This is a genomic window from Paenibacillus sp. AK121 (genome assembly GCF_019042715.1).
Lineage (GTDB): Bacteria > Bacillota > Bacilli > Paenibacillales > Paenibacillaceae > Paenibacillus > Paenibacillus polymyxa_C.
The window spans coordinates 199,706-213,982 of the sequence record NZ_JAHPJM010000001.1 but is presented as its reverse complement, the minus strand read 5'-3'; the positions used below and the strand labels follow the sequence as shown (position 1 = coordinate 213,982).

The following is a 14,277-nucleotide window of genomic DNA, read 5'->3' as shown; positions in this document are numbered from 1 at the left end:
TTATGAACTCACTTGAGCGTATTATCAGATGGGATTGGCTATGAAAGCCTACGCTTTTATGGTCCCTTTCAGCCCCTACACATCGAACAACTTCAAATAACACGTACAATTAACGATCATGCCTATTTACATATCAGTGGCATGCTCTCCGAAGAACAGGGAGCAGCTTGTATCGGTCATAATATAGAGCAAGAGCCGATTTCGATTCGTCAGTTGAATGATCAGGGACAATCGCTGAGAAGGCTATTCCATGGGATTGTCACGCGTATGTCCGTACATTGTGTGCGAGGCGTATATACGTTTGAACTGGAAGCTGCTTCCCATTCATACCAGATGGATATTAAGCGTAAAAGGCGCTCCTATCAAGATATTCACCGCACCTATGATGATCTGGTCACTGCGCTGGTTCGAAAATATCAGTACGGAGATGCCATTGATACGGTAAGCAACCATGCCAAATTGGAGACGTTTGTTTTACAATATGAGGAGACGGATTGGGCGTTTTTAAAACGCCTCGCTTCTCGCTTCGGCTCCGTACTTGTACCAGAGGTAACCGCAGCCTCGCCCAAGGTTTTCTTCGGTATGCCAGAAGGCAAGCAGCATAAGGTGGAGCGGGATGTATTTTATCGAGTACGGAAAACGTTTCATGGGTTGGATGTGAAAAAGCCGGGAGAACGTGCTGGCTCGTATGTCACCTATATGATTGAAAGCCTGCAATACTATGCACTAGGCGACCTCATCACGTTACCTATTGGACAAGGCAAAGAACTGGTCGTGGTTCGAGCAGTGACAACCTTAGCAGATGGCTTACTCCGCACCCGTTATGATCTTCAAGCCGAACAAGATATCCGCTATGCGCGGTATGAAAACGATCAGGCTACTGGAATTTCGCTGACAGGAACGGTGCTCAAGGTACAGCAGGATTTTGTACAGCTTCAACTGGACATTGACCCGAAGCAAGATCCTGCCAAAGCGTGCTGGTTTCCCATCGCCACCCGTTATGTCGCGGAAGAACATAGTGGCTGGTACGATATGCCTGAGATCGGGGAACAGGTGGAATTGTATCTGCCCACCCACCGCGAACAGGATGCCTATGTAACGGATTCGCTCCGACAACAACGCCACGCAAATGGAAAGCCGAATGTGAAGGTATGGCAACATGTGCAAGGTAGCGTCGTCGAAATGTCTGAGCATGAACTGACCCTATCCACCTCCGGTGAATTTTCCATTACACTGCATGAAGGTAACGGCATTACGATTGACAGTCCGGGGAATGTGCAAATTCAGGGTGGTCACGTGAAGCTTGATGCTGGACAGGAACTTTCACTGGAAGCTGGAACGGCGCTGTATCTAAAAGGTGGAGCCAGCAGCATGGTATTGGATGGTGAGACAGATACCAAGGCTCCGGTGATTTATCAGGAAGGTACAGTGAAGGCTCCTGTTTTCGTGGCTGACCTCCCTCCTGTTCCAGAACCTCCATTGATGAGCATCAAAGCATACGAGGCGGCGCAAGCTCCATCAGCAGCTAAGACATCATCAAGCAGCCAAGCCTCTCCTCCTAAAGCAAAAGTCACCAGTCCAGCAAAGCTTCAACAGGCGAATGCCATGATGGGGACAGTATCCAAGCTATTAGGCTCCATTCCAGTGATGGGAAAAGTGGCTGGTGTTGTAGCGGGTGCGCTGAGTGGACCTGCGGGTGGTATGATTCTGAGAGCAACCGCAGCGATCCCTGTTCGGAGCAAAGGTACAAATCACGCTGTAGGTAGTGCTCCTAAAGGTGGTTTGCATCCACTGAAGCATCTGGCTAGTTTAGCGCTCCAAGGGCTAATAAACCAATACGAGCATGAACGGGCTAAGGAAGCTTATTATAGCAAGTGGATTTTAGGCAAAGTGTATACGAGTGCACGTCACTTAGCGCTTTCGGGTGGCCCACTGGAACTGGTCCAAAACCTGTTAAAAGAGTCAAATGCCATGGCTCATGCATATCAGCAGGTTCCTAAAAATATTCAGGAGAAATGGCTCCGGGATAATGAAGAAAAACAACGCATTCAAGCAGCACAAACACAGAAACATGAGAATTCTAAACTTGCATTATGGCGAGAAAGAAAAACTAGTGAATATACTTCATATTGGAATCAAACTGATTATTTTACAGCCAACTGGTGGCAGGATGAAAATAAGCTAAAACAAGCAGAGCAAGCACTGCGCACTGAAATTACAATGAAGCGCAAACTATCACTGTATGATATTAAAGATCCTAATAAATTGGCCGCCATCCAGCGTATCGTCAACGCAAAACGAACGCAAGTATGGGATGAAGGAACTCTCAATGCCATTGAAGATGGTTTGGTATCGATGGGTGTGGATTCTTCAAATGCTATTGAGTTGGACAAAGAGAAAATGGATGCACTCATTTCTCGATACAATCAAGGCTTCATTGGACAAAAATCTGGAGATTACATGGAAAGGACAGGCTTAAGCGATTTAGTCGAAGATACGACCTATGGAATTGTGGCAACCCGAATCGGTATAGGGAGTGCTGGAAGTTCTCCTGCCAGGTCCAGCCAACCACCTATTGCAGAAAATCCGCCTGGAAAACCCAATCCAAAGGGTGGCCCAGGTGTAAACAGACCCATTGATGAGTTCAATGATTCGGCGGTTTATAATGGGGCAAATTCAAGTAGACCCAAGGAGTCACCTAAACTACCGAATTCGAGCAAGCTTCCTAAAGATACTCTAAAAGCTTCTAATGTTGGTAGTGTAGTCAAGAGTGGAAATAAAACAAAATATACGAATTCAGCTGGTAATGAGTTAATTTGGGATGATCAACATCCGAAAAATATTAATCGCGATATTGATAATCTTTTAAACAGTAAAGACCCGGGAAAAGCTACTGAGGCAAAAGTAGCTTCCGCTGTTAGAGAAAATAAGGAAGTAACAGCATTTGGCCAGAAAATTCAAAGGGCAGATGGTAACCCGGCGGGCGATTTTGACGTAGTCACTAAGGATGAAATTATTGAAGTTAAGAAATCATTAAAAGCCGTTACAAACGTTGAACAGTTTGATAAATACGTTAATGTAAATCATGACGGTTATTTTAATCATAAGCAGAAGAAAGTCATTTTATATATTGACAAACCATTGACTAAATTACATCAGAACGATCTAATAAAATTGGAAATCATTAAATCTAAAGGTGTTACTATTGTAAACTCTATAGATGAACTCAAGGGGGTATTAAAGTAAAGATGGGGACTCCGGCAGTTATTTTAACGAATAAAGAGAGATATTCTCCTGAGAAGTTGTTAGCAGATAGTATAGTTGCAGCCTTTCACTCGGATGCATCGCTCTACTTCTACAATAATAAAAATTACTCAAATGAGGGGAAGTTTTCATATACAACGCTGAATATTAATAATAGATCCTTTGCGAAGAACAACGAATCTTCATTAATCTTTTATATTCATAGTATAAATAGTTCAAGTATTGATTTTTACTATCACGAAGATTTAGGATTAGATACAAATTTATTGCTATGTCAAGTCGGTCATATCGAGGATATTTATGGTAATCAAGAGTTGATATTCAATTTTATTTACGAATACCTCAAGCTAAATCCTGATGATTATTTTTGGATTGCAGATTATGATTGGGTTTACAGTTGGGAAGACATTCAAAAATTAAAATCATTACCGTATGACCCAGATTGGTGCTATAAGAATCCCAAAAACTAACTTATAAGTACAATGTGACAACAAGATCGTACAGTGCAACTAAAAACCAGACATTAAAAAAGACATAAAATTAGTAAACTTTAAAAGGCTTATTTCGAATTGAATCTATGAGTAGGATGAGCTTTTTTTATACTCAAAATCAAAAGAAGACGAAATTAATGTCAAAACAGATATAGATAGCAAGCATGCAAAAAAAAGAAATATTGCTGACGTACTTACCGGATGGTATAAGGGAGGATTGGGAAGCCCAGAGCAGATTAGGTGGAGGAATATGACCTCACCGCATTAACTCTAGACTAGAGCGTACTGGAGGTTTGAGTAAAATGGACTTTAGGTTATCCATTGGCTCTGATTTGTCTAGAGAAGCCTTGGGGAAGTTGCTTTACAATATGATATGTGAAGTGTTAGTAATGGAAATAAATTTTTATAAAGTAGAAGTAAAAGATTGGTCTGATGCTCGACAAGTGAGTATTAGTTGTACTTATTTTTCTATAAGCATTAATTTAGATGATGAGGATGACTATTTAGAACGTTTTCGAGAAATGAACCTCGAAGATCACGGCGTAGATACAAATGTTCTTATTAGTATTCAATTTGTATCGCGTACTTTTGGCATTGGATGGTTAAAGCTACTAGAAGTTATTGGAAAACTATTACGATTAAACGATAAAGATTTGGTTGTTGAAGATGATTCCTCATACCCACTATTAAAAAGAATTAAGGTGCGTTTATTTATCAATAATAATCTGGATGAATATCAAACCAGGTATATCACTAAAGAAAATCTAAAGCTACTGAATTACCCTTATTTAGAAGAAGATTTTTTTAAAGATAGCGAATGTAAAAGGTAACTTTTTCCTGTTTATTATATGATAAAAGTGGAATCAGAGTATCCTAAATAACATTTTTCAATTACGTCGAACGAGTCGATTATGGTCAGATACTACCATGATTGACTTGTTCTTTTTACTTTCCTCTTGCCCCTAATGCCGTTTGGTAATATGAACAAGCTGGTGAGAACATTAGAGGATAGAGGGTTGAGGATAAAGGTGAAAGACGAGAGATCCCCAATGGCAGCTATTTAACTACAGATGGTGAAAATATAAAATCACCAATGCTAGATTAGTACACCTTTATAAGAAAGTGAGGTTATAGTGAAATGATACTTACTCTTGATATAAGTAATGAAGAATTTGATGGAATTATAGATGGTGATGGAGAATTTACACCGACTATTTTTTTGAATTTTCCAAGTGATATTAGAGGATTATACGAATTTAAACTCATAAATACAGTGATAGATATTTATAATTTTAAAGATCAAATACAAAATCAGGGACTTCATGTAAAAGATGATTCACTTTTTGTATTTGGAAAAATGAAAGTTCGAATTGAAGGGGTCAAAGGTGCGGATTTCAAACTAATTGAAGGTAACCTTCTTGCAGGACGTGAGCAATATTACAGTTGGCCCTATACAATTGATAGCGGTGATATTGTATGTAAATGCGGGGGGAAGTTATCTTTCCTAGAGGATTGCTACGTAGCATTAATGATTGTTACTGAAAGTAAGCCTAAAATAACATTAACATTTAATATTGAGGAGACAGTTCCTTTTAATTTCATGAATAGCAGTAGCATAGAGCAAGCAAATTTAAAAAAAGTAGAGTCTAAACATATGAAATCTCAAGGGAAGTTGTTTGATTTCGACTTTTTCCAAGAGTATTTTAGATCTGGGAGAAGAGCTATTAAGAGTGAGTAGTTCAAATGTTAAATAGAAGAACCATATAATGGCTTATTCTGAAACAATGAGGAGGATGAGCCTTTTAATCTAATCCTGAGAGGAAGAAATATGTGATTGGGAAAATTATGCACCTAATAACAAACGCGTCTTTAGATAAAGATGATAGTGTTATAGTAGCTGCTCTAAAGTTATTAAAGAATGATTGCAATTTAGAAGAATTAGAAGGTGACTACTTTGCTAAACTTGTTAGTATGATTCCTCTGGTTAAAGAACAGAGCACAAAGGCACTTTTAATCGAAACAATTGTGGAATCTCCAGAATTCGTTAGCGACGATACGATGTTGGACGAATATGTGAAACTTATATCAGAAAGTGCGACTAACGTTCAGGAAGCTGTAAGATGTTTAGGTGCATTTACCTCCTCTGGCTGTACAAACAATCAGATATTCTTACAATTGGCCGATAAATTAAATGATAAATTTGCCGTTGAAATACTAGTTTCAATGGGACGTTCTAATTGGGGAGAAATCCCTCATTACTTAGAATCATTTTCTCAGGAGGTTCAAAAAGCACAGAGGATAAAATATCGTTCAGGAATAATTGCAGCCTTTTTATTAATTGTTCATCCCCTGTGTTCAGAATACACTCATGTCAGTTCGTTATCTTTTGGATATCCATTTACTGAAGCGGCTATGAATGATTGGGCGTGGGTAACCCCAAAAAATACAGAACATATAGTACAAAAGAAGATAGTAACCTCAAAAGAAGCTGATATATTGGTGAAATTAGGGGGCTTATTGCGACTTAATATGAACTTGAGTTCAAACGAAGTTGCAAAGCTATACACCGAGTTTTTTGAAGATAAGAACCCATTTGATGTTATTTACACTCTACCAAAATAAAAACATAGCGCCAAAGAAGTCACTGCGAGAGTTGTTTTGTTTTGTATAGAACACGCTCCTATCTTTCCCCTAAAACAATGACTTGAGATCCCTCCACATCTTAACGTGTTTGACTTACAAGAGAAAGTGTTCGAAGAATACAGTGCTGGTAAAGCATAGGCACCAAAGCAGATAAGTAATATTCATATTGATATTGAAGAATAGGAGAATAATTAAATGCTTATAATAAAGGCTTTAACAAAGATGTATGAGGATTGGGGTGAAGATATAGACGATTTCTATATTACTTATAATGTAGATATCGGACCCAGTGAAATAAATGGAGCATCAGACATGTTTTCACTTGAACTAATAAGTCCAAAAAGGTTAGATAGAATGGCAGATCAAGGTGATATTATTATCGGGCATGGTCATTTTATAGCAAAGGACTTTAATGAAAATACACTTGAAACAACATTAAACCGTATCATTAATAAATGCACAGATGATGATATTAATAAGGCATACAAAAACCTATCTACATATTTTCGTTGGGAGATGGATGAATAATTAGAGATCTGGCTGATTTATATACACACAGTTAGCCCTATAGCAGATTTCACAAAAACAATGTCGTGATCACAATCACGGTTTAGACTGTAAATTTAAGTTAAAATACAAACAATTTTAAATTTATTTCAGCTGAAGTCAAAGTACCGTGATCGATCACAAAGAAAAAACAAGGAAGTGTACAAAGATGAAAAGAACTGATTTACCTCTTGTCTATTCATGTTCTGGATGTTCCTCCGCAGCACAAACCGCTAACATGATCGCTATACAAATGGATCGAGAAAAAGTCGCTGAAATGTCCTGTATAGCTGGTGTTGGTGGTGATGTTAAACCCCTTGTCAGAACAGCGAAATCGGGACGTGACATCATTGCAATTGACGGCTGTCCCTTGTCCTGTTGCAAGAGTTGCTTAGCAAGGCATGAGGTTCAACCCAAACACCATTTCCTGCTGTCTGACTTTGACGTACCCAAGATCATAGGAGAAGATCCTAACCCTGATCATTATAGGAATGCTTACACACAAATCTTAGAACAAATCGGACAATAATTCTTAGTCAAAGTTAAGATATGTACCGAAAGATGGCTCTTATTATGTAACAATATCATAAATAGTTTTTACTGGTGGCTCCTAACACATCATTAAGGGCCACCAGTATTTTTTTAGTCCCAGTTTAATCATTGGATATAAAAATCCTTAAGAATTTGGAGCACTAATTGGAGTCATTTTTCAAATTTTCAAGCAGCTCATTTGCAACATCTGGCAAAGCGTTTTCAAACACTTTTCTTACAAGTACTATACATTCTTTTTTTAATACTTTTCAGATAACTAAGGTTCCCCCTCCTATATTCAAGCTCCCCCGCCTCCTTGCTGCCTTGTAAAATTACGTCGTTACCATCCAATCAACACAGCAACTATGTATCTGCCTGCTTACCAGGTTTGAGTCGGAGTACTATATCGGTTCCCAACATCACGTTTCCAGCATTTGCACTGAACGGCGATTTTACAGCCATCTTTGCCCTTGAAAATTACTTTACGTATAGCGAAGTGCCTAAAAATAAACGTAATGATGAAATCGGTAAATATCACAAAATGACAACAGATGTTATATTATACTTTGGTTGAAGTTAAACAAAGGAGATGCTTATGATGAATCAAGAACCAAATCAGCAATTAGGTGAGATTATTGAGGAGTTCATACATTCATACATGGCAGAAAACAATAACATTCGATCTCAAAAAGTAATCAACATTGCAGATGAGGATACAATAGCTCATTTAAGGGAAATTGGCTTTCCCAAAAAAGGAAGACCCGTAAAAGAGGTTGTCGATGAAATGAGGAAAAACGTCTATCCTCATCAAGCCTTCATGCAACACCCTCGTTTTTTCGCAATGGTTCCTAGCCCAATGTCTCTTTACTCTTGGTTAGGAGATATCATGACCTGTGCTTATAATACCCACGCCGGAAGCTGGATGCAGAGTTCGAGCGCAAGCCTTTTAGAGGGAGAAGTAATCCGATGGATGTGTGACCAAGCAGGATATCCAGATACTGCCGGGGGTTTATTTCTGTCGGGCGGATCGCTGTCGAATTTGACCGCTTTAGCGGCTGCCCGCAATGCAAAGTTATCCGAGCAGGAATATGCCATTGGAACTGCTTATGTTTCAGATCAAACTCATTCATCGGTCGCCAAAGGGCTACGCATCCTCGGATTCCGTAGTGATCAAATCAGGAAGGTTCCAAGTGATAAAAATTTTCGTATGGATGTTTCAGCCTTAGAGAAAAAAATAATGGATGATCAGGCGGCTGGCATGAAACCTTTTGCGGTCATTGCCACGGCAGGCACAACCAATACAGGAAGCATTGACCCGCTAAACAAAATTGCTGACCTATGTGAAAAACATAATATTTGGTTACACGTGGATGGAGCTTACGGTGCGTCGATTTTGGCTTCTTCGAAATATAAGTCTCTTTTGAGCGGGATATTGCGTTCAGATAGTATCACCTGGGATGCACACAAATGGCTAATGCAGACCTATTCCTGTAGCGTGGTTTTAGCCAAAGATAAGCAGCAACTCAAAAACTGCTTCAGCACACGCCCAGAATATTTGAAGGATGCCGAGACTGATGAAGAACATATTAATTATTGGGATTTGGGTCCAGAGTTAACCCGGCCTGCTCGAAGTTTGAAACTATGGGTGACACTGCAAGCTTTGGGGACTGATGCTGTCGGTGAAGCCATAGAGCATGGAGTTCAACTCGCAGAATGGGCTGAAGATGAAATCAAAAAACATAATCATTGGGAAATTGTATGCCCCGCGCAATTAGCGATTGTTAATTTTCGATATGCACCACCTGGGCTATCCGATCAGGAATTAGATTCACTCAATAAAAGGATCTCCCAAGAAATGGTGACGAACGGGTACGCCACAGTGCTTACGACACAACTCAATGGAAAAACGGTTCTCAGAATCTGCGCAATTCACCCGGACACTAGGGAAGATGAGATAAGAAATACAGTTCAGCTTTTATCGAATATAGCAAGATCATTGAATGAGAAAAAAGTTTTTTTGTGATGTTCAATTGTGAAAATGAAGTGCTACACTTTCTGTAAATAGATAAAAATGCTCAGCATTACGAAAATAAGAGGGGCACGCCGCCCCTCTTTACTGTTTTCCCAGACATCTTCCAAATTATTTGCCATTGTACAATGCAGTAACAATGAACAGCACTCAATCCTAAAACGTACGCACTCCACATGTGTCAAAGAAGGACAAACTATCACTGCTCCAAAGCAAACATGCGATCTTACGCAACCTATCTCAATTCACGGAGGGTGAAAAATGAAGCGAAAATATTTTTATAGAACGGCTGTAGTATCTCTTGCAGTTCTTGTGAGTGCTATATTTGGAACCTCTTCTTATAACGCTAATGCAGCACCGATTAATCACTCTATTCATGTCAAAGGAACCTCTTTGCTCAAAGTGAATGATTATGATGTTTTGTACTGCACACCGATTGGTCCCTACGTTAATGAAGAAAAACGTCTCATGGTTCCGCTTCGTTCCGTTGCCGAGCTTCTTGGCGCAAAAGTTGATTATAACGGTAAACTTCAGGAAGCAAAAATCAGGTGGAGTTCAAATGAAATTGTGTTTCAAAAGGGAGCAAAAACATATAAACTGAACAATACTCCAGCACAGATGGACACTCAGCCCGAAGTGATTCAGGATGCCTTTGTCATTCCGCTTGGAGTATTGCTGAGAAGTATGGATATCCCGTTTGAGTACAGGAACAACAAAGTGATTTTAAAAAATCCGTCTTTTGACCAAAGCAAGATTTTTCAAGAAGTAATAGAAGCGGACCGAGGAAGATTCATTCTTGACAATCCTTCTGCACTGGATATTCAAAATTTCAAGCTTGTGGAAGAGAAAAACTCAGCAGGCGAAACCAGAGGGAGTATTACGGTGAGTGGATTAAATCGGACAGGCTCTACGATTAGAGAAGGGAAAGAAGATTTGCACATCATTTGCTTATTTAATCAAACGTTGGATATGGATGCAGACTTCGCGTCTATAGATATCCCGGATCGAAAACGTCCAAAAGTTAATCAAGAAGACCGCGTGTCTCAAAGTCTGTCGTATCTTAAAATAAATGACCCTTTGCAGTATATGCTAGCTGCCGGAAGAACATTAAAAACGAAGAACGAACGAAAATAGTAATATTGGAGAAGTTTAATCTCAATACAAATGCTTGGTAGTCGGTCTGAACAGACTCTGTCAAATAGATATACAATACTAAAAATCAATTAAAAGGCCCTTAGCTCTTTAACTGATAAGAGTATGTCTTGAGTCATGGCTTTTCTTATGCTACCTCGCCCATTGGCTAGATTAGTTTCTCGAAGGATTACAACAGCTGTACTAACGTAGCAGAATTCTACAACTACAAGCTCACTTAACTCGATGTCTTAAATATTTAAAGCAAAAACCCGCTCAAGAGCGGGTTTCAGTATAGAGACATGGGGAGTTGCCCCCCTGTTCCGAACTTTTTAATATGCATTAAAAATTTTCACTCCTCAAACCTACGATCCAAGATTAGAAGAGTCCTTGGTTTGTTACCTATTCCCAAGCAATCAAGCATTATTTCTTAATGTCAACATGTAATGTTCCATTGATCGTCGTTGTATTTACTATAGCTCCCAGAACTTCCGAAACAAATCTAAGAGGAACCATAACCCGATTCGGATATTCCGGCATAACGGGAGCACTTGGCATCATCTTTTCTTCATCGTTCACGTACGCAACTTTGCTACCCACGGTTAATCGTACAATTGTACCATTCGTCGATTTAATTGTAACTTCTTGTGTAGGTCTGTTCCACGAGACAGACCCTCCCAAGCCCTCAGATATGAATTTAATAGGGACATATACGGTGTTTGTGGATTTCTCTATATACGGACTGGTGTCTGTTGTCAAAATGCTATTATTTTCATTTGTGGATTTCTCTCCAAATGGATCTAATGTCAAAACGCTGTTATTTACAGCAACTTCAACATTATACCTAAATTTAGATCCCGCATAAGCGTTCTCAACTGAGACAGAAGAAACGAACACAAAGATAACAGCTAAGGGTAAAATTATACGTTTTAACATGGTTTATTACCTCTCCCCATTTATCAACTAGCCCCTCATTGAGAAGCTAAAACACCGATGCATCCTGTTATTCTCCACTAAAGCTTTTGGCCCATTCAGCAACCCTACGACTGCTTTCTTCTTCTGACAAATCCTCGATCCTGGTCATAATAGACCATCTTACTCCACAAGGATCCAGTATACTTGCGAATCGATCACCTGAAACAAAGTTTGTAACGGGCTCCCTTACTTTCGCCCCTCTTGCTACCGCATTTTCAATGACCTGATCCACATTCATTACGTAAATTCCGAAAGAATAACACGCATTTCCTTCATCTGGCGGCAAGACCAATTGATATGTCGGATTCGCTGCTCCCAGCTGCAAAAAACCATTTCCAAAATCTAATTCCGCATGAACAATGATTGTATTGCCATTCTCATCAGGAAATTCAGTAATATCCTTAACCCTCGCATTGAAAACCGCTTTATAAAACTCTATTGCTTCCGAAGGATTCTTCACGGTAATAAACGGGGTAATAGATGTAAAGCCGTTGGGTATTCCCTTCTTTGTATATTTACCTGACACTCCCACATATTCTCTGCTTTCAGTCATTTTAACTCCTCCTTTAAATGATCGTAACAGTTCAGTTTTATGCTTACCTTCATTGGATTGAATTCATCAATTCATAGTAATGTTTGGAAGCACGTGTCTTATTAAGACTATACCAGGCTTCTAATGTTTTAGAAGAAAACACACCCAGAGCTTTCAACACGTGTACGGAGAATTCCAACGGAGCCATTCCAGATGCAGTGATTAGTTTTCCATCCGTTACAGCAGACTCCATTTTGTAATACTTTTCGCCCGTATAGGTGGGACAGATCATTTTAAGGTATCCCAGATCATTACTTGTATGCGAACGTAAATTCAGCAGTCCTGCCTGGGCAAGTCCCATGGTAGCACCACAAATCGCTGCAACCCATATACCTTCTTCTAAACACCTCTCAGCGACTTTTAAGATCGGTTGGTGAATGGCTTCTGTCCATGTATTTCCACCGGGTAAAATCAATAAATCCGTGCTTTCAATACTGCACTCATCCAGTTTGATGTCAGGCAGGATTTTCAATCCACCCATGGTAGTGACAGGAGTCTTCTCCATTCCCACGGTAACTATTTTGGATGGGACCAGCCCCTTTTTATAATATCTCCCCGAGTTCAGTTCGGCAGTTAAGTAACCGATCTCCCAGTCTGCCATAGTGTCAAATACATAAAGATATACCGTACTATTCATTCACAGGTTCTCCTTATTTTATAATTTATCAAGTGATACCAACCTCGGTAACCCGTGATTATCCCCATTATAAAAAAGCTTCACTGACATCTGCTGTCAGTGAAGCTTTTTAGCGCTGATAATATTCTACTAACTCCGACGCAACAGCAACTAGTTTTTCCTTCAAGCTCTGTGGTTCGATGACTTGAATGGATTTCCCATAGGGGAGGAGTAAATAAGGGACATATGTATGAAGTGATTTTTCCTCAAGCAAAAAGATGGCTTGGTTAGCGGTTCGTTCTTTCAGATGATGCCCCAAAAACCAATGCAGACATAAGTCATCCAATGCCTCTGACTTGCCTTCGATCATTAAAGAAATTAAACCGTCCTTGCCCACTAAATTAGGTAACAGATTTTGCATAAAAAATTCACGAGCCGAAAAAGCCTCAGGCCGCTTAAATAGGCTTGGAGTACGCTTAATCTGTAGAATCCGATCTGCCCGAAAGCTACGGATCTCATTCCTTAGGTGACAAAATGCAACAGTATACCATTTGTTGTTCCAGTAAACCATTCCGTAGGGGTCTATCATTCTATTCTTGGGTTGTTCTTCATGGCTTGTGCGATAATCCATTTCGACAGAGAATTCGTTGGCTACAGCCTGCTCCAATTCTGCCAATATCGGCTGAAGAGAAGGATCTCCCATGCGATTTATCACTTCAAATCCGGCTAAATGACGACTAAGTATACTTTCCTGCTCTTGATTCGAATACATTTTCAATTTTGACGTCGCATTGCTTAATGCCTCACTCAAAGGGTATCCAGCCTCTTTTGCAAAAACCGCAGCATGAAGGAGTGCCTTTTTTTCCTCCATATCAAATAGTAGAGGTGCTCTGATAAAATTATTCAGCAAGCGATACCCGCCATGATGACCCGTGTCGGATATTATAGGCACTCCACTGGCGCATAGTGCGTCAATATACCGATAAACTGTCCTTATATTTATTTCTAACTTTTCGGATATTTGTTTTGCTGTCATTTTTACACCCGAATTCAGCATCCATAAAATGGCCAGCATATTATCGTTTTTTGGCATAATATGAACCCTCCTCTCTCATTAAAGCTCAATCTTTTATAAATATCACTTTATACTCCCTCTTACCACCTATTATATGCTTTTTTCCATCTTATACTTCCCTCTCATATCTCCAAATTCCAGATTTACACATAGTAAATACCATAATGTATGGGTCATTCTGTAAACTAAATCTCTCTTTTAACCGATAAATACATATGCTGGGTTGTTTATTAAATATCACCTCTCATTTCTTAATACAAAACACCCCCAGAATTAATTACATATCTATCTTGACTCACAAATTGTACTCATCTACTGCATCTGTAATCAGAAGCAAATGCAAGATGACGTACTTTACGTGGAAATGCCCATCGCATCTAGAAA

Annotated in this window: 13 protein-coding genes; 9 read left to right on the top strand and 4 right to left on the bottom strand. The window is 39.5% G+C overall.

Annotated features, from left to right (window positions below; all coding sequences use genetic code 11):
• The first annotated feature begins 12 nt into the window (after window positions 1-12).
• From KSP24_RS00875 to KSP24_RS00835, 9 genes are all read left to right on the top strand, one after another.
• A complete protein-coding gene (locus KSP24_RS00875) occupies window positions 13-3,246 on the top strand; it encodes a contractile injection system protein, VgrG/Pvc8 family (protein WP_254207539.1) in 3,234 nt (1,077 codons plus the stop codon).
• A gap of 2 nt (window positions 3,247-3,248) precedes the next feature.
• The gene (locus KSP24_RS00870; RefSeq protein ID WP_216974232.1) at window positions 3,249-3,734 is read left to right on the top strand and encodes a hypothetical protein; all 486 of its coding nucleotides are present in this window, start codon (window positions 3,249-3,251) and stop codon (window positions 3,732-3,734) included.
• Window positions 3,735-4,057: 323 nt separating this feature from the next.
• Complete coding sequence (locus tag KSP24_RS00865) at window positions 4,058-4,585, top strand: hypothetical protein (RefSeq protein ID WP_216974231.1); 528 nt, start codon at window positions 4,058-4,060, stop codon at window positions 4,583-4,585.
• 308 nt (window positions 4,586-4,893) lie between these two features.
• On the top strand, window positions 4,894-5,493 hold the full coding sequence (locus tag KSP24_RS00860; protein WP_216974230.1) for a hypothetical protein: 600 nt from the start codon (window positions 4,894-4,896) through the stop codon (window positions 5,491-5,493).
• A 92-nt stretch (window positions 5,494-5,585) separates the two neighbouring features.
• Complete coding sequence (locus tag KSP24_RS00855) at window positions 5,586-6,377, top strand: hypothetical protein (RefSeq protein WP_216974229.1); 792 nt, start codon at window positions 5,586-5,588, stop codon at window positions 6,375-6,377.
• Between the two features lie 216 nt (window positions 6,378-6,593).
• Entirely contained in the window at window positions 6,594-6,926 is a 333-nt protein-coding gene (locus KSP24_RS00850; protein ID WP_216974228.1) for an Imm8 family immunity protein, read from the top strand.
• A gap of 187 nt (window positions 6,927-7,113) precedes the next feature.
• Window positions 7,114-7,473: a putative zinc-binding protein gene (locus tag KSP24_RS00845; RefSeq protein ID WP_013311396.1), complete on the top strand. Its 360-nt coding sequence runs from the start codon at window positions 7,114-7,116 to the stop codon at window positions 7,471-7,473.
• A gap of 600 nt (window positions 7,474-8,073) precedes the next feature.
• Entirely contained in the window at window positions 8,074-9,498 is a 1,425-nt protein-coding gene (locus KSP24_RS00840; RefSeq protein WP_254207538.1) for a pyridoxal phosphate-dependent decarboxylase family protein, read from the top strand.
• 267 nt (window positions 9,499-9,765) lie between these two features.
• Window positions 9,766-10,638, top strand: a complete 873-nt coding sequence (locus KSP24_RS00835; RefSeq protein ID WP_216974226.1) for a copper amine oxidase N-terminal domain-containing protein — start codon at window positions 9,766-9,768, stop codon at window positions 10,636-10,638.
• Window positions 10,639-11,058: 420 nt separating this feature from the next.
• Here KSP24_RS00835 and KSP24_RS00830 read toward each other — a convergent pair whose 3' ends face one another.
• The 4 genes from KSP24_RS00830 to KSP24_RS00815 all read right to left on the bottom strand — a co-directional run bounded on the left by KSP24_RS00830 (window position 11,059) and on the right by KSP24_RS00815 (window position 13,911).
• The gene (locus KSP24_RS00830; protein ID WP_216974225.1) at window positions 11,059-11,571 is read right to left on the bottom strand and encodes a stalk domain-containing protein; all 513 of its coding nucleotides are present in this window, start codon (window positions 11,569-11,571) and stop codon (window positions 11,059-11,061) included.
• A gap of 67 nt (window positions 11,572-11,638) precedes the next feature.
• Window positions 11,639-12,163: a VOC family protein gene (locus tag KSP24_RS00825; protein WP_216974224.1), complete on the bottom strand. Its 525-nt coding sequence runs from the start codon at window positions 12,161-12,163 to the stop codon at window positions 11,639-11,641.
• 49 nt (window positions 12,164-12,212) lie between these two features.
• The gene (locus KSP24_RS00820) at window positions 12,213-12,839 is read right to left on the bottom strand and encodes a type 1 glutamine amidotransferase family protein (protein WP_216974223.1); all 627 of its coding nucleotides are present in this window, start codon (window positions 12,837-12,839) and stop codon (window positions 12,213-12,215) included.
• A gap of 109 nt (window positions 12,840-12,948) precedes the next feature.
• Window positions 12,949-13,911 (bottom strand): helix-turn-helix transcriptional regulator, encoded by a 963-nt coding sequence (locus KSP24_RS00815; protein ID WP_216974222.1) that lies wholly within the window; start codon window positions 13,909-13,911, stop codon window positions 12,949-12,951.
• Window positions 13,912-14,277 lie beyond the last annotated feature (366 nt).